This window comes from Amphritea japonica ATCC BAA-1530, from assembly GCF_016592435.1.
Taxonomy (GTDB): Bacteria; Pseudomonadota; Gammaproteobacteria; order Pseudomonadales; family Balneatricaceae; genus Amphritea; species Amphritea japonica.
This window is the reverse complement of sequence record NZ_AP014545.1, coordinates 3,026,451-3,050,431: the sequence shown is the minus strand read 5'-3', so window position 1 is coordinate 3,050,431 and position 23,981 is coordinate 3,026,451. Positions and strand designations below refer to the sequence as shown.

Below are 23,981 nucleotides of genomic sequence, written 5' to 3'. Positions count from 1 at the left end.
ACCTCTTCTTGCAGTCAGTTGTGGTATTTGCACAAATGCGACTGCGTTAAATTCTGTATCTACATGCTGTTGTTATGCAGCGTTTAACTTGTTGGCGTCTGCTTATGCCAGTCTGTCGCTTGCTGAAACTGGTGTGAGGCATTTAAAAGGCGCTCTTCAGCAAAGTAGTTTCCGATCAACTGAAGGCCAACAGGAAGTCCATTAGCAAAACCGCAAGGGATAGACATCCCAGGCATGCCCGCAAGGTTAAGGGAGATGGTGAAAATATCTTCCATATACATCGCAATTGGGTCAGACGATTTCTCGCCTAGTTTAAAGGCGGGATGCGGTGTGGTGGGGCCCATAATAATATCAACTTCAGACAGGGCATTAACGTAATCCTGTTGAATCAGTCGGCGAATCTGTAGCGCTTTTTTGTAGTAAGCGTCGTAGAAGCCTTCGGAAAGCGCGTAAGTGCCTACCATGATGCGGCGTTTAACTTCTTCCCCAAACCCTTCGCCCCGGCTGCGTTTATACATATCTTCCAGATCTGCCGGCTCTTCACAGCGATGGCCGTAGCGAACGCCGTCGAATCGAGAGAGGTTGGAAGAGGCTTCAGCCGGTGCAATAATATAGTACGCCGGAATAGCTAAGTGGGTGTTTGGCAGGCTGATCTCTTTAATGGTCGCGCCCAGTGCCTCGAACTCGCGAATCGCATTCTGCACCTGAGTGGTAATCTGCGGATCAATTTCTCCAGAGAAGAACTCTTTTGGCAGGCCTATTTTCAGCCCTTTCAAGGAATCGTTTAATGCCAGGGTGTAATCCGGAACAGCTTTATCGATACTGGTTGAGTCTTTTGGATCGAACCCCGCCATTACGTTGAGCATCATCGCGTTATCTTCGGCAGTGCGTGCCATCGGCCCACCCTGGTCCAGTGATGACGCGTAGGCGATCATGCCGTAACGGGATACTCGACCGTAGGTTGGTTTCAGACCGGTAATGCCGCACAGGGCTGCGGGTTGACGGATTGACCCACCAGTATCGGTACCGGTTGCAGCGGGTGCCAGGCGGCCGGCTACTGCTGCGGCTGATCCACCGGACGAACCGCCGGGTACGCAGTCATTATTCCATGGATTACGAGCGGGGCCGTAGAAACTGGATTCGTTGGAGGAGCCCATCGCGAACTCGTCCATATTGGTCTTACCCAGGCTTACGGCGCCGGCAGTGTTGAAGTTCTCAATCACCGTAGCGTTGTAAGGGGAGGCGAAGCTATCCAGCATACGGGAGCCACAACTGGTTCTAACGCCCTGGGTGCAGAAGATGTCTTTATGGGCGATAGGCAGGCCGGTAAAAGTGCCAGCCTCTCCAGCGGAACGACGTTGATCAGCCGCTTCAGCCTGCGACAGTGCTTGTGTTTCAGTGACAGTAATAAAACTGTTCAGAGCGTCATCTTCGGTCTTTATACGATCAAGGTAGCTGCGGGTTAGCTCAACACTGCTAAATTCACCGCTTGCCAACCCCTGCGCCAATTCGGCGAGTGTTTTCTCAAACATAATGTTAATTGATCCTTAAACAGGTATTGGGTTCGGGGTTATTCGATTACTTTAGGAACCTGAAAGAGTCCCGCTTCAACAGCCGGAGCAACCGTTTGTAGGTGGTCGCGCTGATTGCCCTCGGTTACTGTGTCGCTACGTAAACGCTGAATAGCATCCATCGGGTGAGCCATTGGTTTAATATCCGTGGTATCTATGGCTTGCATCTGATCGACAAGGTCCAGAATGTCGGTCAGGTTTTCAGCATATTCCTGAATATCCTGTTCGGCGATATTTAATCTCGCCAGATGCGCGATCTTTTCGACGTCAGAGCGGTCTAAAGACATGATTGAATTCTCATTGCTATGGTATTTGGTCAGATAACTAAATAAAGCGCTACGTTAACACATTTGCAGCTTGCCCAAAATCCCCGCCATTGCTACAGTGGGCCTGTTTTTTTGATCAAGTGAATGTGCAGTCGCACAATCTAAGGCGGACAACCGATGTTTAAGAAGATTCGAGGGCTTTTTTCCAGTGACCTATCTATTGATTTGGGCACGGCCAATACCCTTATTTATGTTCGCGATAAAGACATTGTCCTGAATGAGCCTTCTGTGGTCGCTATTCGTCAAAGCAGTAATGGCGCGCAAAAAACCGTTGCTGCAGTTGGTACTGATGCAAAACGGATGTTAGGTCGTACTCCAGGAAATATCACTGCCATCCGGCCGATGAAAGATGGTGTTATCGCAGATTTTCATGTGACTGAGAAGATGCTGCAGCATTTTATTAGCAAAGTACATGATAATAGTTTTCTGACGCCAAGCCCGCGGGTTTTGGTGTGCGTTCCCTGTCAGTCGACACAGGTTGAACGTCGTGCAATAAAAGAATCAGCCATGGGCGCGGGTGCACGTGATGTTTACCTGATTGAAGAGCCGATGGCCGCTGCAATTGGAGCAGGGCTTCCGGTTGATGAAGCTAACGGTTCAATGGTCGTGGATATTGGTGGTGGCACCACTGAGATTGCGATCATCTCGCTCAACGGTATTGTTTACGCTGAATCAGTTCGCGTAGGCGGCGATCGTTTTGATGAAGGTATTGTGACCTATATCCGCCGTAATTACGGTAGCCTGATAGGTGATGCCACGGCAGAACGGATTAAGCAGGAAGTCGGTACCGCATACCCTACTTCTGAAACATTTGAGATCGATGTGCGTGGACGTAACCTTGCCGAAGGTATTCCCCGTAGCTTCACGCTCAATAGTAACGAAATCATGGAAGCGTTACAGGAGCCACTGTCTGCAATTGTTCAGTCGGTAAAAAGTGCGCTGGAACAATGTCCGCCTGAGTTGGCATCTGATATTGCTGAGCGCGGTATCGTACTGACCGGTGGTGGAGCCTTGCTGCGTAACCTGGATAAGCTGATCAGCGAAGAAACAGGTTTGCCAGTAATCGTTGCTGAAGATCCTCTGACCTGCGTAGCACGAGGCGGTGGCCGGGCGCTGGAGCTGCTTGATAAGCACGCGTTTGAGTTGCTGACTTTTGAATAAGCGTGAATAAATTGAATGGTTGATTTTGCCAGAATAACGGAACAACTTCGACAGGAGGTGTTCTATCGCTAGTATCTTCATTAGCGGGTCCCTATGGACCCGCTTTATCGTTCTGTTGGTGCTGTCTGTAGTGCTGATTGTTCTGGACTTGAAGTGGTCCAAAATGAATCAAACCCGCTCCAACCTATCTTTGTTAATCACTCCACTGCAATGGATTGTGGATGCCCCCGCGCAGGTGGCTGATGAGCTTAGCGATGTTTTAGTGACCCGTAGTCAGTTAACCGATGAAAATCGGCGCTTGCGTCAGGAAGCCTTGCTGTTGAAGCAGAGGGTTCAGCAAGTGGCCTCTCTTACCGCTGAAAATGTTCGCTTACGTGAATTGTTAGAAGGCCGTCAACGGCTTGATCAGGATGTGTTTCTAACGGAGTTGATAGGGGTTAATCCCGACCCGTTCCAGCATCAGATCGTGCTTAATCGGGGATCGGAGGATCATGCGTATGTGGGCCAGGCGGTGCTTGATTCCGGTGGAATTATGGGACAGATCGTTGAGGTCAGTCACTATACCAGTCGGGCGATGCTGATTACTGATTCCCGACATGCGATCCCTGTTGAGATAAATCGTAACGGTTTCCGCTCGATTGCACTGGGGAATGGATCAGTTAATCAGTTAGAGCTTGTGCATGTGCCAGACACCGCTGATATTCGTGAAGGCGATCTGTTAGTTTCGTCTGGATTGGGTGCGCGTTTCCCCCGAGGTTACCCTGTGGCTCGGGTTTCCAGTGTACAGCGAGATCCTGGGCAGCCTTTTTCTATTGTTAAGGCAAAGCCTGCTGCCATGCTGAATAAGAGCCGTCATATTTTATTAGTCGATATCCCCCAGGTAACGGAGTTGCCTGTTGAGCTTGAACAGGCAAGCCCAGAGAAAGTGACCCCGGATCAGGTCGGTATCGAAGCATCGGAGAGCAGCGTTGAGCAATAAACGGGGTGGGGGATCGATCATCCTGGCAACGTTTTTAGTCGGTTATATGCTTAGCCAGATGCCTCTGCCTCAGTTTGCAGAATGGTTTCGGCCTGAATGGGTGGCGATGATTCTGATTTATTGGGTAATGGCGTTGCCTGAACGTGTTGGCCTAGGCACTGCCGCCCTGGTAGGGTTAGGGCTTGATCTGATTAAGGGCAGCCCGATGGGGTTGAATGTCTTATCCTTGTTGATTATCACCTATCTTACGCTGTTACTATATAAGCGCCTGAGAATGTTTCCGCTTATACAGCAGGCGGTCATGGTGATGATGCTGGTGGGTATCAATCAACTAATTTTCAATTGGGTTCATAACCTGATGGGCACCCGCAGTGACAGTTTGATTTTTTTACTGCCCGCGTTGATGAGTGCGATCTTGTGGCCCTGGCTATTTGTAATCCTCAGAGGGTTGCGTAGAGCATTCAGGGTTGCCTGATATATAAATAGAGGCCGTGTAAGTGATTGAGTTTGATAAAGCTTGCTTTGAAATCTCCGGCGTTAAAAAGAATACTTCTGAATTAATTCTCGCGTCAGCCTCTCCCCGTCGTTTGGAACTTCTGCAACAAATCGGTGTGTCTTGCGTTGTAAAACCGGTGGATATTCCAGAAATCCCTCTGCCTGGTGAGGCGCCCAGAGTGTTTGTTGAACGTTTAGCCAGAGAGAAAGCGAGCGCTGGATTACAGCGAGCGAGTCTGGAATCCGTAGTGCTGGGTGCTGATACGGTGGTGGTGACCGGTGATCGTATTTTGGGTAAACCTGTCAGTAAGCAAGATGCAATTGAGATGCTACAGCGACTATCCGGAGATAAACATCAGGTTATGACCGCTGTTGCTGTAATGGATCGGGAACGAATTGTTAGTCAGGTAGTCACTACAGAAGTAACTTTTCGTGTTTTAAGCCAGGCGTTGTGTGAACGATACTGGAACAGCGGGGAGCCAAAAGATAAGGCAGGTGCTTATGGAATTCAGGGACTTGGAGCAGTGTTTGTTGCTAATATAAAAGGTAGCTACTCCGCCGTTGTGGGTTTGCCCCTGACAGAAACTGCAGCGCTTTTGGAAAGTTTTGGCATTACGGTATGGCAGAGTTCGGTTGTATGACCTGGGTTACTGTAGTGGTTTTTCGTTTTGTTTAAATTGAGTTATTGATCCAGTCAGGCACTCCTGCAGACTGCGGCGTATACAGATTACTGATGGGGCCAGCAATCAGGTCACCTGGGAATGGAATATGAGTGAAGAGATTCTGATCAACTTTACCCCAATTGAGACACGGGTAGCGGTTATTGAAAATGGTATGCCGCAGGAGATCTATGTCGAGCGGGCAGAGCGCCGGGGAATAGTTGGAAATATCTATAAAGGAAAAGTGGTCAGGGTGCTTCCCGGTATGCAGGCTGCTTTTGTTGATATAGGGCTTGAGCGTGCTGCATTTATACATGTCGATGAGCTGCAGCACCCGGAAGATGAAAATGGTGTTGGGAATGGGAAAAGTAACCTGACGATAAACCGTTTGCTGCGAGAAGGGCAGTCTCTGGTTGTTCAGGTGACTAAGGACCCGTTAGGCACTAAAGGTGCTCGGCTGACAACGAATATTTCGATTCCATCCCGCTATCTGGTGTATATGCCAGGCAATGAACATATTGGTATCTCTCAGAGAATAGAAGATAGTGATGAACGTGACCGTCTGCGTGGGATGGTTGAGGAAGTGGTTGCCGGGCTGGAAGATCTGAATACCAAGGTCGGAGGCTTTATTCTCCGAACGGTATCAGAAGGTGTGAGTGAGGCTGAATTAAAACAGGATATTCTGTTCCTGTGCCGCTTGTGGGACTCTATTAACCGCAAGATAGGTGAGTTTAGTGCTCCTTCCTGTATCTATGAGGACTTGCCGCTGAATATGCGTGCATTAAGGGATATGGCTCATGCGGGAGTGGAGCGTATTCGAGTGGACTCTAAAGAAACCTTTCAGCGGTCTCAACAATTTGCTGAAGCGCTGGTGCCTGAGATTAGCAATATCCTTGAATATTATCCGGGTGAACGGCCAATATTTGACCTTTATAATATTGAAGATGAAATTCAAAAAGCGCTGGGGCGTAAAGTTGAACTGAAGTCTGGCGGCTATCTGATTTTTGATCAGACCGAAGCGATGACTACGGTGGATATCAATACCGGTGGATATGTTGGCCATCGAAACCTTGAAGAAACCATTTTCAAAACCAACCTTGAAGCAGCGACGGCTATTGGTCGACAGCTTAGACTGCGTAATCTGGGTGGTATCATTATTATTGATTTCATCGATATGCTTGATGAAGATCATCAACGGCAGGTATTACGTACACTTGAACGGGTGCTCGAAAAGGATCATGTGAAGTGTAAGGTCACCGGTGTTTCTGAGTTAGGTCTGGTGGAAATGACGCGTAAACGTACCCGCGAAAGCCTGGAACATATCCTCTGTGAAGCTTGCAGTCACTGCCAGGGGCGCGGCTCGGTTAAAACCCCTGAAACTGTGTGCTATGAAATCTTCCGGGAAATTCTGCGGCAGCACCGGGCATATGATACGGACTCCTATCTGGTTTTAGCTGCGGATCAGGTGGTTGCGATGCTGCTCGATGAAGCCTCTGATCATGTGGCAGAGCTGGAGGCCTTCATCGCTAAGACGATTCGCTTTCAGGTAGAGCCGATGTATGGTCCGGAGCAGTATGACGTGGTGCTGAAATAGTTGTGCCATCTATAGGGATGGTTTTAAGGTCACTAAATCGCTGGCTTGGCTGGTTTTTGGTGATCGCTATCTTATTGATTGCGTTGCTAACAGTGGTGGTGCGTCAGCTCTTGCCTGCTGTTTGGGACTATCGTGAAGAGATCGAGCAGTATCTGAGTGATCGCTTGCGAACAGAAGTCAGTATTGGCGATATAAATGCCAGTTGGGAAGGTCGGTTTCCTACACTGTTGATTCAGGATATGGTCATTGCAGATCACCGGTCACAGAATATAGGCCGGGTAGAAGTCGGTCAGCTGGTATTGGGTCTTAATCCAGTGTCGAGTCTTTTAAAATGGCAGCCGGTTCTGAGCAAAGTTGAGCTGTGGTCTCTCCATACTGAAGCGAAGTTAGTTAGCTGGCCCCAGCCGCACACACAAAACTCACCCAGTGCTTCCAAAAAAAGTAATCAGGCGGTGGAACTCGATCCTTTGGCTGCCTTGTGGTTACAGCCGCATATTTTCTTCTATGATACCCAGATCGATTTGACCTTACCGTCTGGAAAGCAGTTGCTGCTTCAGAGTGAGAGTATCAATCTTGAAAATAGTCAGCGCCAGCATCATTTTTCCGGCGAGCTATTGATCAGTCATGAACAGCAGCAGTTATCTGCTGTGCTGAGAGTTGAGTCGGAAGGGGCTCAGTTTAATCCTAAAACAACGCGTTTTGACTTCTATCTTCAGTTGGCTGGCGTTGATACGCCTCTGCTGGAGGCTGCGCGTGAGCTTTTTCCAATACCCACAGCGCTTAAACAATTAGAGCTGGGGGCTGAAATTTGGGGGAGTTGGTCGGAAGGGCGTTTGACTCGCATGTTTGGCAATCTGGCTACGGATAAGCTGAAAATAGTGACCGGGAGTGATCAGTTACCTGAACTAGAGGTGCAAGAGTTATCAACTGGTTTTGTATTGTTACAACCTGCGCGCAGACAGTTTCAGTTGCAGGTTAATGAATTCACAGCACAGATAAATCATCAACCACTTACGTTTCCCCAGCTAATAATAAACCGGCAGCAAGGAAAAATTACTTCTGTTGGCTTAACTGAGCTTGATGTGAAGTCAACAGTTGAGTTTATCAAGCCCCAAAGCTGGGTGCCTGAAGCGTTAAAAGGCGTGATAAAAGAGATGGCGCCGGTGGGGAAAATATGGAATCTGGCACTAGAGTGGCCCGAGGTTTCAAGCGAAGCGGTAGCGAAGGGCTCACCCGACTCACTACAAAACTGGACGCACCTTAATCTCAAAGGAGATCTTGACCAGGTTGGTTTCTCTGCAGCTTATGGTGTTCCTGCAATGGCTGGTATCAATGGTTTATTGCAACTGGAGTATGGCACTTCAGGTTTGCAGGGTCGCATAGATCTCGAGAGTGATAATCTGGGGCTGCATTTTCCTGATATTTTCGATAAAGGGTGGGAGTTTACGTCTGCCAGAGGGGTGACACATTTTAGCCTGGCAGAAGATGTCCTACACTTGAGAAGCGAGCGTGCTGAGGTAAAGAAGGCGGGGATTAACGCCAATGGTCGCTGGAGTCTGCACTTACCTTTGATACAAGGGGTGCAAAGTGAGCTAACGCTGTTGATCGGTGTAAAGGGATCTGATGGTAGTCTGGCGCCTGAGCTTATTCCTGATCATGAAATTGATCCGGGAATTAAACCCTGGGTCGCACAAGCGGTGAAGCGTGGGCATATTAATCAGGGTGGCTTTATGCTTCATACCGGGACCCGGAATATTCCGGAACGGCAGTCGCCAACGGTACAGATGTTTATGGATATCGCAGACGCGGCTGTCGATTATCAGGTTGGATGGCCCGCTGTGACAAGTGCGGATGCCTCTTTGTTGTTACGTGAGCAGGGGTTGTCGATTAATGTCAGCGATGGACAGATCCTTAACAGTAAAGTTGATCATGGCTGGGTCTATCTGCCGCCGGGATCGAATAACTTGAGTATACTGGCCCGAGTATCAGGCGATAGTGCTGATATAGGACGAACGCTGATTGAAAGTCCTGTTATCGGCAGTAGTAAAGAGTTGGCCAGTTGGCAGCTTAGTGGGCAGGCCGATACTCAATTGAGCTTAATGATTCCTTTGGATGGTAAGGAGCCTGATATTGATGTTAGTAGCCGTTTTACCGAACTGAAACTGATATCAAAAGAACGCAATTTAAGCTTTGATAAACTCTCCGGGCTGATTGGTTATCGTAATGATCGCGGTCTCTATTCTGAGCCGCTTAGCGGTGTTTTTTTTGGTCAGCCACTAACCGCTAACATTAAAACTAGCGGTAGTGGTCAGGCTGAAGTCATCCGTACCCGATTTAAATCCAGTATAAAAATCAAACAGCTGCGTGAGTGGAGTGGTGTTGATCTATTGGCTTTAGCGGAGGGTAACCAGCCTTTTGATGCAGATCTGGATATCTGTGTCCGCTCAGGCTGTTCGGGGCTCACGGTTCGCTCAGATCTTAAGAAAACTCACCTCGATATGATACCCCCTTTTAGTAAGAAGGCAGGGGAAAAGATGCCGTTGTTGCTACGTACTGACTTTGAGTCGCCGCGGACTGTTAATATTAAACTGGGTGATCAATTGAGTGCCTGGCTGCAAGTGGATAACAATAAGCTCAATAAAGGGCATTTAACCCTGGGAGGGGGAGATGCCAGACCGACTGACTTTACTGGGTTGATGGTTGGCGGAAGCTTGCAACAGTTGGACTATGATCAGCTATTCAGCATGTTACAGGGAGCTAAAATCATCGGAGAAAAGGTAGCTGTAGGCAATCGTTCTCCGATAACTCCTGTGCAACTTGATGTGGATATTACAGAATTGAGTTATGCAGACCTACGGGTGCTTAAAGCGAGGGTACTGCTGGAGCGATTGGCTGATAGCTGGCGCGCAGGGGTTACCAGCCCGGATTTAAAAGTGCTGGTGGATATGCCTGATAATAGTGCAAAAGCGCCTACACTATTATTCGAGCAGCTGAATCTGGATTCGTTATTGCCGACGCCTGATGGACCGTTGCCGCAGTCAGCAGAAGTGGGTGGTGAGAATGTAGCGGTTGAAACCACAAAAGGGCTGCTGGCGATGGAAACTGCTCAGCTTGATGAGCTGTTACAACCGGGATCTATCTCTGATCTGGATTTCGAAGTGCGAGATCTTATTTTGAAAGGGAAGCGCTGGGGTCAGTGGCAATTTAACGTTCGTAATCGTGAAGGGCGGACGTATATAGAGAATATTGTTGGCCAGTTGCCTGGGCTCGATGCAAAAGGTGGTATTGTTTGGCAGCCTGGAGAGCCGAGTCAGAGTCAATTAAAGCTGGTTATATCGGCCAAAAACTTAGGCGAAAGCCTGACGAGTGCAGGTTATGAAAAAGTGCTGGAAACGGAAAAGTTCGGTGCAGATTTACAACTGACCTGGCCGGGCGCGCCCTGGGAATATGAATTGGCTGCGATTAATGGGGCCGCAAAATTTAGTGCCAGTGAAGGGCGGTTGATTGAATCCGGAGGCGCGGCAGGTTTTTTGCGGGTCTTCGGGATTCTGAATATGAATGCGCTGGGGCGACGGCTAAAGCTAGATTTTGCCGACCTCTTTTCGAAAGGCGTTAGTTTTGACCGGATGGAAGGAGACTACCGAATCAGTGAAGGGGTGGCGATAGCCAATACGCCCTTTGTGATGCGCGGGCCATCATTGGATATGGCGATGAGTGGAGAGATCGATCTGGTCAATGAAACAGTAGATCAGCAGATGGCCGTAACGTTGCCCGTGACGGATAATCTTCCGTTCGCCGCAGTATTGTTGGGCGCTCCGCAGATTGCTGGTTTAGCCTTTCTTCTGGACAAGCTAGTGGGCGATAAAGTGAAAAAGGAATTTGCGACGGTGACTTATACGATGGTGGGTGACTGGAGTGACCCGAAAGTCGAGTTACTCCAGCAAAAGCCAAAAACAGGAAGTGATTCTGCGGTCAATCCGAATTAAGCTTTACTGGCCGCATTGACTAAGTTTTTCTGTTTACAGGCGATCTTCCGCGCGCTCCCGCAGATATTTGAATAGCTTTCTGGCTGCGACAGGTGGCTTGTTAAGGCTGGCCTCTTTCTTGGCGTTTCGTAGCAGCTGACGCAGATGTTGGATATCTGCCTCCGGATCGTCATTCAGATACGCTTGAAGGTCACTGTTGTCACCCAGAATAAGCCGGTCACGCCAGAGCTCCAGTTTGTGGAATATTTGCAGGTGCGCTTGTTTTCCCGCCTCAAAGCGTTCAATAGCCGTCTGTATGGCGTCAGCATCTTCCGCTTGCATCAAGCGGCCGATATACTGCATTTGGCGTCGGGTTGCTTCTGAGCGGGGCTTAAGACGTTGAGCTTCCTCTACGGCTTGGCGTAGCATATCGCCTAAAGGTACCTTAGCCAGCTGCTCTTTGTTCAATTCTGGCAGTCGGGCACCCAGGGTCTGTAGGTGGTCCATCTCCCGCTTACGCTGGCTTTTTGATACCCTGTCTTCGTCGAACTCGTTATCGTCTTGGTGAAAATTGTCATTCTGACTCATATAAATCTCTTTTGTAGTCTGGGTAAACGCTAACTATAGAAAGCGGTTGCCAGGCCGAGGAATGCAAAAAAACCAACTACATCAGTAATTGTAGTCAACAAAACACTACCAGCCAGTGCCGGGTCGATGCCCCAGGATTTGAGGATGATTGGCAGCAAAGTACCCGCCAGCGCAGCGGCAAACAGGTTGATAATAATAGCACAGCCGATGATGATGCCGATGGTTATCTCTTGAAACCAGAGCATAGCGATAGCCGCGACGACGAGGGCCCAGAGTAGTCCGTTGAGTGTCCCTACTATTATTTCACGGTTGAGCAGCCAGCCGGCATTAGAGCGCTCAACATGCCCCAGTGCCTGACCGCGAATCATCAGCGTTAATACCTGGCTACCCGCAATTCCGCCCATGCTGGCAACAATAGGCATCAGTACTGCCAGCGCGACAACTTTTCCTATTGTTTCTTCGAAAATGCCGATAACAGCGGAAGCTAGGAATGCTGTAATCAGGTTGATCCCTAACCATACAGCACGTCGCCGGGTTGTTTTCATGATCGGAGCGAACGTGTCTTCATCTTCGTCCAGACCCGCCATGCTCATCAGAGAGTGATCGGCATCTTCACGGATGACGTCTACTACGTCATCGATGGTAATTCGTCCAAGCAGTTGATTTTTTTCATCGACAACGGGGGCTGATACCAAGTCTTCTTGCTCAAATAGCTGAGCGACTTTGGTATCTTCCATTTTTGCAGCAATTGGTGGCTTGTCTGTCACCATCATTTCCCGGACCGTACTGGTCGGATCACTAACGAGCATACGAGTCAGGGGAAGGCTGCCGATATAGGAACCTTTTCGACTGACAACAAAGAGGCTGTCGGTCATCTCAGGCAATTCATCGTGCCTGCGTAGATAACGCAGAGCGGCTTCTACGGTGATATCCGGACGGATAGTGATGGTGTCTGTATTCATCAGACCACCGGCGGTGTCTTCCGGATAGGAAAGTACTTTCTCGACCCGCTCCCGGTTTTGATGGTCCATTGAGCGCAGCAGTTCGTGCATCACCGTTTCCGGTAATTGCTGCATCATATCCGCAAGATCGTCTGTTTCCAGAGCTTCGGAGATCGCCAAAACCTCGGCAGTCTCCATTTGGCTCAGTATTTCTGCCTGAACGTCGTCGCCAAGATCCTGTAGTACCTCTGCCTCGATATCTTTATGAATCATGCTCCAGAGCAGTTTTCGCTCTTTTGGCGGTGATTTCTCTATCAGGTGGGCGACTTCAGAAGGGCGGAGTGTTTTATTCAGGGTATAGCGGATCTGCCTGAAAGCGCCCTCTTCGAGAGCTGTATTCAGCTTATCCAGTTCGCTCTCGTTTGTGTTGGCGTTCATGGCCGGACCCCGGTCAGACGTGTAGCATAAAAATTATTGCCGGATTATCAAATAAGGCCGGCGAGTACTTTCTGTGGGGTAGTATAGCGGATTGTTTTTAAAGGAATAAGACGTACAGGTTATTCTTCTTCATCAAAACGGTTATTTATTAACTGTTCGATAGCATCCAGTGCTTGTTGTTCATCATCGCCACAGGTAGATATAGTGAGTTCGGTTCCTTTGCTGGCAGCGAGCATCATTACTGACATAATACTTTTGCCATCAACCTGGCGGCCATCTTTATTGAGTTGTATATCAGAGGAGAAGGAGCTGGTGACATTGATCAGTTTAGCGGCGGCACGGGCGTGCAGGCCAAGCTTGTTAATAATAGTGATCTGTTTTTCCTGCATCTGTAAATACCCTTAATCAGTTCAATTCACGATGGCGTATCTGGACATTATCCATAGTTGTCCGAAAATGGCCAGCCAGACGTTCGCTGATAAAGACTGAGCGATGCTGACCACCGGTACAGCCGATACCTACTGTGATGTAGCTGCGGTTATTCTGTTCAAAGCGAGGTAGCCATTTTTCCAGATAACGGGTGATATCTTCTAGCATTTCCCTGACATCAGACTGTTGTTCAAGAAAAGTGATGACTGGTTTTTCCTGCCCGGTTAGTCCTCGTAATTCGGGTAGCCAATAGGGATTTGGCAGGCACCGGACGTCAAAGGTGAAATCGACATCCAAAGGTACGCCGTGTTTATAGCCGAATGATTCGAATTGCAGAGAAAGCTCTTGCTCCTGCCGCTTGGCAACTCTGAGTTTGATACTGTCCCGCAGCTCATAGAGAGACAGGCGGGTAGTGTCAATACGGATGGTCGCCAGATCGGCAACCGGTGCCAGTAGGACCTTCTCATAGTTAATTGCTTCTTGCAGCCCCTGATTATCATTTGATAGTGGATGCTTTCGACGGGTAGCACTGTAGCGTTTCAACAGAGTGGTTTCTGAACTATCAAGATAGAGAACTTCGCACTCAAGCTGACCGGTTTCACGCAGCTGCGCGAAGATCTCCGGAAACAGTTTTAGATTGCTGTGCTGGTTGCGTGCATCAATACTGACAGCAAGCTGGCCCGGGTGATCAGGGTCGCTGAGGATCTGTTTAACAAGCCCTGGAAGCAGAGGGGCGGGCAAGTTATCGATACAATAGAAGCCAACATCTTCAAGGGCCTGCAAGGCGGTAGACTTTCCAGAGCCAGAACGCCCGCTGATGATGATTAGCTTCATTGGTGTCAGCCCTGTTTGAATTCCGTCACTGCGGTATAAAGACTTTCAGCTGAGTTAGCGCTGCGAAGTTGATTGCGGAACTCGGGCTGGCTGAAGAGCTCAGCCAGATTTCCCAGCGTTTGCAGATGCTGATCGCAAGCTTCTGAAGGAACCAGAAGGATGAATAACAGGTCGACAGGTTTGCTATCAATTGAGTCAAAATCGATAGGCTCTTTAAGCTGAATAAGCAGAGCGGTAGCGTGCTCGCATGCATCGAGTCGACTGTGGGGGATAGCGATGCCATCACCAATGCCGGTGCTACCTAGTCTTTCCCGGCAAATGAGACCGGCAAAAACTGTTTCAGCGTCAAGTTCAGGGTGTAGCTCAGCGATATGCTCGCTGGCAATTTCCAGTATACGTTTTTTACTACCCCCCTCCAGAGCACAAAGTACTCCGGAGGGCGCTAATAATTCTGAGATTAGCATGGCGTTATATTTACTTGTGAGTTCGTGTCTTTTCTTTATGTTTGATGATCTGACGGTCCAGTTTGTCAATCAAACCATCAATCGCAGCATACATATCTTCTTGCACATCGGAGGCAAATAGCTGGCCGCCGGCAACATGCACATCGCCTTCTGCTTTCTGACGAGTCTTCTCAACGCTTAAAGTTACCTGTGCATTAGTAATATTGTCGAAGTGGCGCTCGAGCTTTTCAAATTTACTCTGAACATATTCATTCAGGGAATCAGTCAGTTCAACGTGGTGGCCGGTGATATTGATCTGCATGGTAATCTCCTAGTGTTTTAATGCCGGGATAATGGCCCGGTTCCTATGGATATTAAGCTATTAAACCAGACGCTTGCGTTCATTAGAAGGCGGAATATTAAGCGACTCTCGGTATTTTGCAATGGTTCTGCGCGCAACATTGATACCTTGCTCTTCTAAGAGCAGCGCTATCTTGTTATCGCTTAAAGGTTTGGTTGGGTTTTCAGCAGCAACCAGTTTCTTAATGAGTGCGCGGATTGCCGTTGAAGAACAGGTGCCTCCATTGGCCGTTGTTACGTGACTTGAGAAAAAATACTTTAGCTCAAATATTCCGTTTGGCGTATGCATGAACTTCTGGGTGGTAACCCGCGAGATAGTTGATTCGTGCATTTCGACCGCTTCTGCAATGTCATGTAGAACCATTGGTCGCATCGCTTCGTCACCATGCTCCAGAAATGCTTCCTGCCGTTTTATGATTTCACGGGTGACTTTCATTAGCGTGTCGTTTCGGCTTAAGAGGCTTTTTATAAACCAGCGAGCCTCCTGGAGGTGGTTCTTTAAATAGGTGTTGTCGGGGCTGTTGTCCGCTCTGCGAATCAGACCCGCATAGCTATCATTGACCCGTAATTTTGGAGCAACTTCCGGGTTTAGTTGTACCTGCCAAACGTCGTTCTCTTTATAGACCAGTACATCCGGAATAACATATTCAGATTGGGAGCTGGTAATTGAGGAGCCCGGCTTAGGATTAAGTGTTTGAATCAGGCTGATTGCTTGTAACAACTGAGGTTCACGTATGCGTGCTTTTCGCATCAACTGCTTATAGTCGTGATTGCCCAGCAGGTGGATATACTGAGAGACAATTTTCAGAGCCTCTGCCCGGTACTCTGTTTCTCCCGGTAACTGTCGTAGCTGGATTGCCAGGCATTCACTCAGGTTACGTGCGGCTACGCCAGGTGGGTCAAACTGTTGTATGCGATGCAGTACCGCTTCAACTTCATCTAACTCGATGCTGTTGAGTAGCTCTTCGTTCTGGGCCTGAAAGTGTTCGAGAATTGAGTCCAGCTCAATTGTTAAATATCCATCGACATCAATACCGTCGATAATATTAGTGGCGATCAGCTGATCGACGTCACTCATCGGTGTGAGATTGAGCTGCCAGGAAAGGTGGTCCTGAAGGGTTTCATCCGCAGTATCGTTTGACTCCATCTCCATGTCAGAAAAGTCATGGGAAGATGATGATGAAGAAGATACGGTTTGGTAAGTATCTTCCCAGCTACTGTCAGTTGATAGTTCCTCAGGGATGTTCTCGCTCCAGTCACCATCTGCTACCTGGATCTCTTCTGACTCAGTTGTCGCACTTGTCGTGTTTTCGGTGATGGGTTGTTCACTTTGAGAAGACTCTTGAGTCGGAGCTATTTCAACGTTGAGTTCATCTTCATTTACCTCAAGCATTGGATTGGACTCAAGTGCTTCCTGGATCTCCTGTTGCAGGTCAAGCGTCGATAATTGCAACAAGCGAATCGCTTGCTGCAATTGAGGGGTCATGGTCAGGTGCTGACCAATTTTAAGCTGTAACGCCTGTTTCATAGAGTGTCGCTTATATGCCTGTTACAAACGGAACTGATCGCCTAAATAGGCTTCTCTGACTTGTTGGTTCGCAAGTATATCTTCTGGTGACCCTTCGGCAAGAATATAGCCTTCGCTGACAATGTAAGCCTGTTCGCAGATGTCCAGAGTCTCACGAACGTTGTGATCGGTTATCAGTACACCGATCCCTTTGTTTTGCAGATGCTTAACGGTTTGTTTTATATCACTTACCGAGATCGGATCTACGCCGGCAAAAGGCTCATCCAGCAAAATAAATGTCGGTTCAGTCGCCAGAGCCCTGGCTATTTCGACCCGACGCCTCTCGCCCCCGGATAAACTCATTCCCAGGCTGTTGCTCAGGTGAGTAATGTGAAACTCTTCCAAGAGCTCGTTTAGCTTCTGTTTTCTTTCACTACGGCTTAACTCTTTACGGGTTTCCAGGATTGCCATCAGGTTATCATGGACGCTTAGTTTACGAAAAATTGATGCTTCCTGGGGTAGGTAGCCTATGCCTTTTCGTGCTCTGCCGTGCATGGGTTCCAGGGTTAAATTCTGGTGATCAATCCTGATTCGTCCCTGGTCGGCATCGACCAGCCCGACAATCATATAGAAACAGGTAGTCTTACCTGCACCGTTTGGTCCCAGTAAACCGACAATTTGCCCACTTTCTATCGAAATTGAGACATCTTTTACAACAGCGCGACCTTTGTAGCTCTTTGCCAGATTGCTTGCTTCAAGTCGACTCATTGGCTGTTTGATTCTCCGATGGGTGGTTCGCTGGTATCTTTAGTTTCTTGTGCTGCTTTGGGTTGAATAATCATCTGTACCCGTTCGCCTTTCGAACTGCTGTCACCAAATGCATTAACGGTGCTCTTCTTCATATCATATACAATTCTATTACCGCTGAAACTGTCGGTGCCTTGCGATACTTTTGCCTGACCCGTTATTTCCAGCTCTTTCGTGTGGATATTGTAATCAAGAACCTTACCGTATGCATGGGTTATCTCTTTGTTAGCTGCCGGGCGCTGTTGAAACTGTGCCAGGTTGCCTTTTGCAATGATTGAGGACACTGCTTTTCCGGTTTGTCTTAGTTCAAGGGACTTGCCGGTTATTTTCATACTACCCTGAGTCAATATAACATCGCCACTGTATATGGTAATACCTGTCTTATCATTCCGGGTCGCGCTGTCGGCGGTGATGTGAATCGCCTGGCGGGCATCTTCAGGGAGGGCCTGAACCAGACAGGATAGGCATAGCAGAGATGCGCATAGGCTTTTCTTTACAACGTTAATTAGCATTATGCACTCCGGTTACTTCAGATAGCAGCTTAAGAATGCCACTGTCGGTATCTATTGTCATGCCAACACTGGTGGTTGTGCTGGTAGTGTTGGTTATGGTGACTTTTTTATCTGTTTGTGCAAGATTTTTCTGTGGATAAAATATCAATGATTCAGTCTGCAATATATTGGCCTGTTGTGGGTCAGGGCTGTCTTGTAATAACACTGTACCGTCTAAGGTGATTGAATCATTGTTGTCACGAATGATGCCGCTTGCGCTGCTCGCTTTGTGGCTGGGAAGGCTCGCGCTGTATAGCTGCAACTCTGGATTGGTAACAAGAATAAGCTGTTGCACTGGCTGATGCTCCAGCTGGCTTGAGCTGAGTTGTTGTTTCAGGTGACCGTGGTTATCGTAGTCTCTGATTCGACCGTTGATAATATAATAGTCTGATTGTTGATAAGCGGGATTGGGTTCCTGCTTGATTTTGTTAGGCCGGCGCTCTTCATCCATGCCAAGGTAGATGACAGCAGGGATCAGAATGGCTGCTGCCGCAGCAAGCCGGGCGCGACCGGTCAGCATTTACAGATACTCTCCGTACAGGGCTTCCAATTTACCCTGAGCGGCAAGAATGGTTTCGCAAAATTCACGTCCTGCACCATTACCTGCGGTCCTGTGAGTGCACCAGTCTGCATGCTGGGCGACAAATTGATGTCCTCCGTTCACCGTTGCGCCAAATGCCACCGCGCGAATAGCCGCAAGGTCGGGCAGGTCATCACCGATATAAGCGGTTTCGTTTGCCTGGAAACCGGTATCGAGCCATAGTTCCTTCAAGGCGGTGAGCTTATCTTCACGCCCCTGGTATAGATAATCAAAGCCTAGTGATTCCGCTCTTCGTTCTACCTGAGGTGAGCGGCGACCGGTAATGATCGCAGTTTTTATACCGCTTTGAGCTAAGAGCTTAATGCCCAGGCCATCCAGAGTATTGAAGTTTTTTACTTCAGTTCCGTCAGCCAGAAAGTTTAGTTTGCCATCCGTGAGGACACCGTCTACATCGAAGACTGCGAGTTTTACCGGTAACAGTTTGTGGATCAATTGTTCGCTGAGTATGGCGTGCATCAGATGACTCCTGCTTTAAGCATGTCATGCATGTTAAGTGCTCCAACGGGCCGTTGCATCTCATCCAGTACGATCAGTGCATTGATCTGTTTTTCCTGCATGATTTGTAGCGCTTCTGCCGCGAGTATTTCGCTGTTAACTGTCGTGCAGCTGGTGGTCATTACTTCGGTAATCAGGGTGTTCTTCATATCAATTTCATGATCGAGGGTTCGACGCAGGTCACCGTCAGTGAATATTCCCTGCAGAATACCTGCAGCGTCGATAACCGTTGTCATGCCCAGGCGTTTGCGGGTGACTTCCATAAGTGCTTCATTGAGCATCGTGGTATCGCTGACTTTGGGAATGTCATTTCCGCTGTGCATGATATCCGAGACTTTAAGTAATAAGCGTCGACCCAGACTACCGCCGGGATGCGAAAAGGCAAAGTCTTCAGCACTAAAACCGCGGGCTTCCAATAACGCAATAGCCAGGGCATCACCAATGACCAGCGTCGCAGTAGTGCTGGACGTGGGGGCAAGGCCTAATGGGCAGGCTTCTTCGCTAATAGTCACGTTCAGATTAGCGTCAGCGCTACGGGACAGAGTTGAGCCCGGGTTTCCTGTAATGCTGATTAGTGGGGCTTTCATACGCTTAATCAGTGGCAGTATGGACAGTACTTCGCTGGTCTCACCTGAGTTGGATAGAGCGATGACGACATCATCAGAGGTGAACATGCCTAAGTCGCCATGACTGGCTTCGCCAGGGTGAACAAAAAAAGAAGGGGTGCCGGTAGAGGCCAGAGTTGCCGCTATTTTGTTGCCAATATGACCGCTTTTCCCCATGCCAGTGACGATTACCCGGCCTTTACATTCCAGCGCCAGCTTGCAGGCTGTTTCAAAATTGGAGTCCAGATGAGTGATCAGGTCGTTGACAGCGTCTCGCTCCATCAAAATAGTGCGTTTGGCCGATGCTAAAAAATCCAGTTCTTTGTTCATAGCTCTATATTCACAGCTCGTTATTCAGGAAGAGAGTCGCCGTCTGAAAAGTCAGATACTCATATTGTATAGCAGTGCCAGATAGCCTGCATAGGCTGTCACCAGTAATCCCCCTTCAACACGAGAGATTTTGGGTGGCTTTTGAACAAGGGCAAGTAGTGCTAATAACAACGTTAGCCCCAGCGTCATTCCATAATCCCGTAATAGTACAATCGACTCCAGTTCAATGGGCGCTATAAGCCCGGGAACCGCCATTACTGCGGCAATGTTGAATATGTTTGAGCCGACAATATTTCCAAGTGCTATATCAGTATGGCCTTTTAGGGCGCTGGCAACCGATGCTGCCAGCTCTGGCAGGCTGGTACCTATAGCTACGATAGTCAGACCGATAATAAGTTCACTTACTCCGAGGGTGGTGGCTATCTCTGTCGCGCCCCAGACCAGTAACCGGGAGCTGCCAGCCAATAGCAAAAGGCCGATAATAAGCCAGAAAATAGCCCATGAAGTGGGTAGTTCAGGTAGTTCCTCTTCTTCATCAGTCAAATCTTCATCACTGGCGTTACGCTGAAATCGAGTGAACAAGAATAAGCAGGCTATCAGTGAAAGAATAAGAATGACGGAATCGATTCGTCCTAGGTAAAGATCGTAGAGGACACCGCCGGCCAGGAAAGTTATCGCCAGTAACAGGGGGATCTCTTGTTTCAATACTTTCGACTTTACAGGCAGGGGGGCCACAAGAGCGGTTATCCCGAGGACTAAGCCAATATTTGCTATGTTAGAGCCCAGTGCGTTACCAACGGCCAGGCTTCCTGCTCCGGTAGTCGAGGCCATAACAGAAACCAGTATTTCCGGAGCCGAGGTACCAAAAGAGACCACGGTTAGTCCGATCAGCATGGGAGACATGCCAAAGTTCTTAGCGGTACCTGCTGCACCGATGACAAAACGGTCTGCACTCCAGACCAGTATAATAAAACCAACTAACAGAGCGATAATAGGGTATAGCATCAGGTTATTTGTTCAGCTGTGATTAAAACGGAGGCCTATTTAATGAATTATATGAGACATGTGCAAGAGGTTGCTGCAGTGGATGCTGAATTTATTCAAGTTTAATGGCAAGAGTGTTATAGTCGTCGGGCATTTTTTAATGGCAATGCGGCGGTTTTGGGTCGATTAAAGTTTACCTCTCCTGCATCATTTATATTTTTAAAGCAGTCTTTGTGAGACTGCTTCGTAGCCCTTATATGGTCTAGTTTGAGTCATCGTTATTATGGATCTTTTTGACGATATCATTATTGATATTAAGCAACTTACCTTTAGCCGGGGGGAACGCTACATCTATAAAGATGTGGATCTACGTATTCCCAGGGGTAAAGTGACGGCTATCATGGGCCCAAGTGGTACAGGTAAAACCACTCTGCTCAGGTTGATTGGTGGTCAATTGAAGCCTGATTCCGGTTCAATTTTGCTGGATGGTGATGATATTCCGCGCCTGGGGCGCTCCGAGCTATTCGATGTTCGTGAAAAAATGGGGATGTTATTTCAGAGTGGTGCTCTGTTTACTGATATGACCGTTTTTGAAAACGTGGCTTTTCCTATCAGAGTCCATACTAAGCTGCCTGAAGATATGGTCAGGGATGTTGTTCTGATGAAGTTGCAGGCGGTCGGTTTACGCGGAGCCGCGCAGCTAATGCCAAGTGAATTGTCAGGTGGTATGTCCCGACGAGTTGCTTTGGCTCGGGCTATAGCGCTCGCTCCGGCTCTGGTTATGTATGATGAGCCGTTTGCGGGTCAGGATCCTATCGCTATGGGAGTACTGGTTAATTTGATTAAGAAGCTTAATCAGGCGTTGGGGCATACTAGTATTATTGTCTCTCATGATATTAAGGAAGCCCTGAGTATTGCTGATTATGTCTATATAATAGCTGATGCCGGAGTGATCGCTCAGGGCACACCTGAGCAGTTAGCACAGGTGGATTCGGAGCAAGTCCGGCAGTTTATGTTGGGGCTGCCCGATGGCCCCGTTCCATTTCATTTTCCGGCTGCTGATATTACTGCAGAGCTGATGGAGGGGTGATGCGACCAGTATTAGATAATATCGCTCTGTTTGGCCGGGCTGGACTGGATAAGATTGAAGCGATTGGGCGTTCTGGCATGGTATTGGTTAATGCCATTGTTGCCCGTCCTGACCCAGTTCAGTCGTTTCCAATGCTGATCCGACAGCTTTATTCTGTCGGCGTGCTATCGATGATTATTATTATTGTCTCCGGGCTTTTTATCGGCATGGTTCTGGCACTTCAGGGTTATACCATTCTGGTGGATTACGGCTCTGAACAGGCGGTTGGCCAAATGGTGGCGCTAAGCCTGGTTCGGGAATTAGCGCCTGTTGTTGCCGCATTATTGTTTGCTGGCAGGGCTGGTTCTGCGTTAACTGCAGAAATTGGGCTTATGAAGGCGACCGAACAGTTGTCCAGTATGGAGATGATCGGTGTAGACCCTCTGCGCAGGATTATAGCTCCCCGTTTCTGGGCAGGTTTTATTAGTTTACCCATTCTGACGATGATCTTCAGTGCTGTAGGTGTTTGGGGGGCTATGCTGGTCGGTGTGGAGTGGCTGGGTGTGTATGAAGGGTCGTTCTGGGCGAACATGCAAAACTCCGTTGATTTCTTTGATGATGTGGTAAATGGCCTGATTAAAGCGCAGGTCTTTGGTTTGGTTGTGACTTGGGTAGCAGTGTTTCAGGGGTATGATTCATTACCCACTTCTGAAGGGATAAGTCAGGCAACGACTAAGACGGTAGTCTACTCATCTCTGGCTATACTTGGACTTGATTTTATTATGACAGCATTGATGTTTGGAGATTTTTGAAACATGCGTATTCGTGGAGTTGAGCTGGCTGTTGGTATCTTTATGTTGGTGGGTGCTCTCTCGCTGGCGGTATTGGCTATCAATGTCAGCGGGCTGGGGTTATCGAAGCAGGAGGGCTCATATAAAGTCTATGCTTTGTTTGAAAATGTGGGTGGACTGACAGCGCGCTCTAAAGTATCTATGTCGGGTGTAACCATTGGGCAGGTGAGTGCTATTCGTATCGATCCAGAAAGGTTGATGGCTGTTGTTGAAATTGAGATGAATGGTGATGTGGATTACCTGACAGTTGATAGTTCAGCGTCTATCCTGACAGCAGGTTTGTTGGGTGAGAAATATATCGGCATTACCACAGGCGCTGATGATGAAGTGCTAACAGAGGGGGGGTATATTGAAGATACTCAATCCTCTCTGGTGCTGGAAGAGTTGATCGGTAAATTTCTCTTCAATAAAGCGTCAGAATGATTTTTGTAGAACCGGTTTGTTAGGAAATGGAATTGATTAAAATGAGTTATTTGAATCGCTGTCTGGCAGCACTATTAATGCTGCTTGTTAGCTTTACCGCCAACGCCTCCTGGGATGAGGCGCGTGATGCTGTTGAGCAAGCTTCTGCTAGCATGATGACTGTGCTTGAAAATGAAGTATTGAAACAGCCAGAGCAGCCAGAGTTGTTGATAAATGAGATCGAAACTATTCTTAACCCTGTCGTAGATTTTGATTATGTATCTAAGCGAGTGATGGGTAAGTATTTTCGTCGTGTAAACGCGCAACAGCAGCAGGAATTCTCAGGCGTTTTTAAAGATACGATGGTGCGTACCTTTGCTAAGTCTTTGGTTGGTTTTGATATAGTTCGCTACGAAATGGCTCCGCAAGGAAAACCAAGCCCGAAAGTAGAGAAACAGATTGTGAGTGTTTACATCTACTCATCTTTGGGTCAGCAGTATACATTGGTGTATTACATGTTGAAGCAGGCTGACGGCTGGAAACTGGTGAATGTGCTGGTTGATGGGATTAATCTGCGCTTGAATTTTAAAAACCAGTTTTCTGATATGGTTTCCCGCAGTGGCGGAGATGTAAAGCAGGTCATCGCAGACTGGAAAATGGCGATGGCCAATAATAGCAGTAAGGATAGCTGATGACCGCTCGAGTTGAGTTTAATGGCAGCTCTGCAGTGTTATCTGGTGATCTGTTGTTCGGTACGGTTTTATCGGTTCGGACAGAGCTTGAGGGTTTTATCGACAGGGCTGAAAAGCCCCTTGTAATCGATTTTACGCAGGTCTCCCGAGTAGATAGTTCTGCGGTATCGCTTTGGTTGTGTCTGCAGCGTCGCTCGAAACGCAATGAAGTAGTATTGGTGGCACAAAATGTCCCAGCAGAGCTTAGTTCTATTGCCCGATTGGCCGGGTTGGATTCTTTAGGTCTGAGCTAGTCGTCCGGGTA

26 protein-coding genes are annotated in these 23,981 nt (G+C 48.3%); 11 read left to right on the top strand and 15 right to left on the bottom strand.

Features of this window, described 5'->3' with window-relative positions; translation table 11 throughout:
• Nucleotides 1-83: 83 nt before the first annotated feature.
• Nucleotides 84-1,532: an Asp-tRNA(Asn)/Glu-tRNA(Gln) amidotransferase subunit GatA gene (gene gatA / locus AMJAP_RS14100; RefSeq protein WP_019619889.1), complete on the bottom strand. Its 1,449-nt coding sequence runs from the start codon at nt 1,530-1,532 to the stop codon at nt 84-86.
• Between the two features lie 38 nt (nt 1,533-1,570).
• Nucleotides 1,571-1,858, bottom strand: a complete 288-nt coding sequence (gene gatC, locus AMJAP_RS14095) for an Asp-tRNA(Asn)/Glu-tRNA(Gln) amidotransferase subunit GatC (RefSeq protein WP_019619890.1) — start codon at nt 1,856-1,858, stop codon at nt 1,571-1,573.
• A 156-nt stretch (nt 1,859-2,014) separates the two neighbouring features.
• Between gatC and AMJAP_RS14090 the strand changes: the two genes are divergently transcribed.
• From AMJAP_RS14090 to AMJAP_RS14065, 6 genes are all read left to right on the top strand, one after another.
• Complete coding sequence (locus AMJAP_RS14090; protein ID WP_019619891.1) at nt 2,015-3,058, top strand: rod shape-determining protein; 1,044 nt, start codon at nt 2,015-2,017, stop codon at nt 3,056-3,058.
• Nucleotides 3,059-3,122: 64 nt separating this feature from the next.
• Nucleotides 3,123-4,037 carry a rod shape-determining protein MreC gene (gene mreC / locus AMJAP_RS14085; RefSeq protein WP_156815086.1) on the top strand — a complete coding sequence of 305 codons (915 nt, stop codon included), beginning with the start codon at nt 3,123-3,125 and terminating at the stop codon, nt 4,035-4,037.
• On the top strand, nt 4,027-4,512 hold the full coding sequence (gene mreD / locus AMJAP_RS14080; RefSeq protein ID WP_019619893.1) for a rod shape-determining protein MreD: 486 nt from the start codon (nt 4,027-4,029) through the stop codon (nt 4,510-4,512). The genes mreC and mreD overlap by 11 nt, the downstream gene beginning before the upstream one ends.
• A 22-nt stretch (nt 4,513-4,534) precedes the next feature.
• Entirely contained in the window at nt 4,535-5,173 is a 639-nt protein-coding gene (locus AMJAP_RS14075) for a Maf family protein (protein ID WP_019619894.1), read from the top strand.
• A gap of 127 nt (nt 5,174-5,300) precedes the next feature.
• Nucleotides 5,301-6,785, top strand: coding sequence for a ribonuclease G (rng, locus tag AMJAP_RS14070; protein WP_019619895.1), 1,485 nt, complete (start codon nt 5,301-5,303; stop codon nt 6,783-6,785).
• A gap of 2 nt (nt 6,786-6,787) precedes the next feature.
• Nucleotides 6,788-10,771 (top strand): YhdP family protein, encoded by a 3,984-nt coding sequence (locus AMJAP_RS14065; protein WP_156815087.1) that lies wholly within the window; start codon nt 6,788-6,790, stop codon nt 10,769-10,771.
• Nucleotides 10,772-10,804: 33 nt separating this feature from the next.
• On the opposite strand, the gene yjgA is transcribed toward AMJAP_RS14065, so the two are convergent.
• The 13 genes from yjgA to AMJAP_RS14000 all read right to left on the bottom strand — a co-directional run bounded on the left by yjgA (nt 10,805) and on the right by AMJAP_RS14000 (nt 20,684).
• Nucleotides 10,805-11,338 carry a ribosome biogenesis factor YjgA gene (gene yjgA / locus AMJAP_RS14060; protein ID WP_019619897.1) on the bottom strand — a complete coding sequence of 178 codons (534 nt, stop codon included), beginning with the start codon at nt 11,336-11,338 and terminating at the stop codon, nt 10,805-10,807.
• A gap of 29 nt (nt 11,339-11,367) precedes the next feature.
• The gene (mgtE, locus tag AMJAP_RS14055; protein ID WP_019619898.1) at nt 11,368-12,717 is read right to left on the bottom strand and encodes a magnesium transporter; all 1,350 of its coding nucleotides are present in this window, start codon (nt 12,715-12,717) and stop codon (nt 11,368-11,370) included.
• 119 nt (nt 12,718-12,836) lie between these two features.
• Entirely contained in the window at nt 12,837-13,106 is a 270-nt protein-coding gene (locus tag AMJAP_RS14050) for an HPr family phosphocarrier protein (RefSeq protein ID WP_019619899.1), read from the bottom strand.
• A 16-nt stretch (nt 13,107-13,122) separates the two neighbouring features.
• Nucleotides 13,123-13,980: an RNase adapter RapZ gene (rapZ, locus tag AMJAP_RS14045; RefSeq protein ID WP_019619900.1), complete on the bottom strand. Its 858-nt coding sequence runs from the start codon at nt 13,978-13,980 to the stop codon at nt 13,123-13,125.
• 5 nt (nt 13,981-13,985) lie between these two features.
• Complete coding sequence (gene ptsN, locus AMJAP_RS14040) at nt 13,986-14,444, bottom strand: PTS IIA-like nitrogen regulatory protein PtsN (protein WP_019619901.1); 459 nt, start codon at nt 14,442-14,444, stop codon at nt 13,986-13,988.
• A 10-nt stretch (nt 14,445-14,454) separates the two neighbouring features.
• The gene (hpf, locus tag AMJAP_RS14035; protein WP_019619902.1) at nt 14,455-14,745 is read right to left on the bottom strand and encodes a ribosome hibernation-promoting factor, HPF/YfiA family; all 291 of its coding nucleotides are present in this window, start codon (nt 14,743-14,745) and stop codon (nt 14,455-14,457) included.
• Nucleotides 14,746-14,805: 60 nt separating this feature from the next.
• Entirely contained in the window at nt 14,806-16,311 is a 1,506-nt protein-coding gene (locus AMJAP_RS14030; protein ID WP_019619903.1) for an RNA polymerase factor sigma-54, read from the bottom strand.
• A gap of 21 nt (nt 16,312-16,332) precedes the next feature.
• Nucleotides 16,333-17,058 carry an LPS export ABC transporter ATP-binding protein gene (gene lptB / locus AMJAP_RS14025; RefSeq protein ID WP_019619904.1) on the bottom strand — a complete coding sequence of 242 codons (726 nt, stop codon included), beginning with the start codon at nt 17,056-17,058 and terminating at the stop codon, nt 16,333-16,335.
• A complete protein-coding gene (gene lptA, locus AMJAP_RS14020) occupies nt 17,055-17,609 on the bottom strand; it encodes a lipopolysaccharide transport periplasmic protein LptA (RefSeq protein ID WP_019619905.1) in 555 nt (184 codons plus the stop codon). The genes lptB and lptA overlap by 4 nt, the downstream gene beginning before the upstream one ends.
• Nucleotides 17,599-18,168 (bottom strand): LPS export ABC transporter periplasmic protein LptC, encoded by a 570-nt coding sequence (gene lptC, locus AMJAP_RS14015; RefSeq protein WP_019619906.1) that lies wholly within the window; start codon nt 18,166-18,168, stop codon nt 17,599-17,601. The genes lptA and lptC overlap by 11 nt, the downstream gene beginning before the upstream one ends.
• A complete protein-coding gene (locus tag AMJAP_RS14010) occupies nt 18,169-18,705 on the bottom strand; it encodes a KdsC family phosphatase (RefSeq protein ID WP_019619907.1) in 537 nt (178 codons plus the stop codon). It abuts the gene before it with no gap.
• Nucleotides 18,705-19,679: a KpsF/GutQ family sugar-phosphate isomerase gene (locus tag AMJAP_RS14005; protein WP_019619908.1), complete on the bottom strand. Its 975-nt coding sequence runs from the start codon at nt 19,677-19,679 to the stop codon at nt 18,705-18,707. The genes AMJAP_RS14010 and AMJAP_RS14005 overlap by 1 nt, the downstream gene beginning before the upstream one ends.
• A 51-nt stretch (nt 19,680-19,730) precedes the next feature.
• Complete coding sequence (locus AMJAP_RS14000; protein WP_019619909.1) at nt 19,731-20,684, bottom strand: calcium/sodium antiporter; 954 nt, start codon at nt 20,682-20,684, stop codon at nt 19,731-19,733.
• A gap of 262 nt (nt 20,685-20,946) precedes the next feature.
• Between AMJAP_RS14000 and AMJAP_RS13995 the strand changes: the two genes are divergently transcribed.
• The 5 genes from AMJAP_RS13995 to AMJAP_RS13975 are packed head-to-tail and all read left to right on the top strand — an operon-like array spanning nt 20,947 to nt 23,970.
• Complete coding sequence (locus tag AMJAP_RS13995) at nt 20,947-21,753, top strand: ATP-binding cassette domain-containing protein (RefSeq protein WP_019619910.1); 807 nt, start codon at nt 20,947-20,949, stop codon at nt 21,751-21,753.
• On the top strand, nt 21,753-22,544 hold the full coding sequence (gene mlaE, locus AMJAP_RS13990) for a lipid asymmetry maintenance ABC transporter permease subunit MlaE (protein ID WP_019619911.1): 792 nt from the start codon (nt 21,753-21,755) through the stop codon (nt 22,542-22,544). The genes AMJAP_RS13995 and mlaE overlap by 1 nt, the downstream gene beginning before the upstream one ends.
• A 3-nt stretch (nt 22,545-22,547) precedes the next feature.
• Complete coding sequence (mlaD, locus tag AMJAP_RS13985) at nt 22,548-23,006, top strand: outer membrane lipid asymmetry maintenance protein MlaD (RefSeq protein WP_019619912.1); 459 nt, start codon at nt 22,548-22,550, stop codon at nt 23,004-23,006.
• A 41-nt stretch (nt 23,007-23,047) separates the two neighbouring features.
• A complete protein-coding gene (locus AMJAP_RS13980; RefSeq protein ID WP_236588726.1) occupies nt 23,048-23,677 on the top strand; it encodes an MlaC/ttg2D family ABC transporter substrate-binding protein in 630 nt (209 codons plus the stop codon).
• Complete coding sequence (locus tag AMJAP_RS13975) at nt 23,677-23,970, top strand: STAS domain-containing protein (RefSeq protein WP_019619914.1); 294 nt, start codon at nt 23,677-23,679, stop codon at nt 23,968-23,970. Before AMJAP_RS13980 ends, AMJAP_RS13975 begins: the two co-directional genes overlap by 1 nt.
• Nucleotides 23,971-23,981 lie beyond the last annotated feature (11 nt).

Coding starts and splice junctions, on each gene's coding strand:
- gatA (WP_019619889.1), bottom strand. CDS start 1,532: ATGTTTGAGAAAACACTCGCCGAATTGGCGCAGGGGTTGGCAAGCGGT.
- gatC (WP_019619890.1), bottom strand. CDS start 1,858: ATGTCTTTAGACCGCTCTGACGTCGAAAAGATCGCGCATCTGGCGAGA.
- AMJAP_RS14090 (WP_019619891.1), top strand. CDS start 2,015: ATGTTTAAGAAGATTCGAGGGCTTTTTTCCAGTGACCTATCTATTGAT.
- rng (WP_019619895.1), top strand. CDS start 5,301: ATGAGTGAAGAGATTCTGATCAACTTTACCCCAATTGAGACACGGGTA.
- yjgA (WP_019619897.1), bottom strand. CDS start 11,338: ATGAGTCAGAATGACAATTTTCACCAAGACGATAACGAGTTCGACGAA.
- mgtE (WP_019619898.1), bottom strand. CDS start 12,717: ATGAACGCCAACACAAACGAGAGCGAACTGGATAAGCTGAATACAGCT.
- AMJAP_RS14050 (WP_019619899.1), bottom strand. CDS start 13,106: ATGCAGGAAAAACAGATCACTATTATTAACAAGCTTGGCCTGCACGCC.
- rapZ (WP_019619900.1), bottom strand. CDS start 13,980: ATGAAGCTAATCATCATCAGCGGGCGTTCTGGCTCTGGAAAGTCTACC.
- ptsN (WP_019619901.1), bottom strand. CDS start 14,444: ATGCTAATCTCAGAATTATTAGCGCCCTCCGGAGTACTTTGTGCTCTG.
- hpf (WP_019619902.1), bottom strand. CDS start 14,745: ATGCAGATCAATATCACCGGCCACCACGTTGAACTGACTGATTCCCTG.
- AMJAP_RS14030 (WP_019619903.1), bottom strand. CDS start 16,311: ATGAAACAGGCGTTACAGCTTAAAATTGGTCAGCACCTGACCATGACC.
- lptB (WP_019619904.1), bottom strand. CDS start 17,058: ATGAGTCGACTTGAAGCAAGCAATCTGGCAAAGAGCTACAAAGGTCGC.
- lptA (WP_019619905.1), bottom strand. CDS start 17,609: ATGCTAATTAACGTTGTAAAGAAAAGCCTATGCGCATCTCTGCTATGC.
- lptC (WP_019619906.1), bottom strand. CDS start 18,168: ATGCTGACCGGTCGCGCCCGGCTTGCTGCGGCAGCAGCCATTCTGATC.
- AMJAP_RS14010 (WP_019619907.1), bottom strand. CDS start 18,705: ATGCACGCCATACTCAGCGAACAATTGATCCACAAACTGTTACCGGTA.
- AMJAP_RS14005 (WP_019619908.1), bottom strand. CDS start 19,679: ATGAACAAAGAACTGGATTTTTTAGCATCGGCCAAACGCACTATTTTG.
- AMJAP_RS14000 (WP_019619909.1), bottom strand. CDS start 20,684: ATGCTATACCCTATTATCGCTCTGTTAGTTGGTTTTATTATACTGGTC.
- AMJAP_RS13995 (WP_019619910.1), top strand. CDS start 20,947: ATGGATCTTTTTGACGATATCATTATTGATATTAAGCAACTTACCTTT.
- mlaE (WP_019619911.1), top strand. CDS start 21,753: ATGCGACCAGTATTAGATAATATCGCTCTGTTTGGCCGGGCTGGACTG.
- mlaD (WP_019619912.1), top strand. CDS start 22,548: ATGCGTATTCGTGGAGTTGAGCTGGCTGTTGGTATCTTTATGTTGGTG.
- AMJAP_RS13980 (WP_236588726.1), top strand. CDS start 23,048: ATGAGTTATTTGAATCGCTGTCTGGCAGCACTATTAATGCTGCTTGTT.
- AMJAP_RS13975 (WP_019619914.1), top strand. CDS start 23,677: ATGACCGCTCGAGTTGAGTTTAATGGCAGCTCTGCAGTGTTATCTGGT.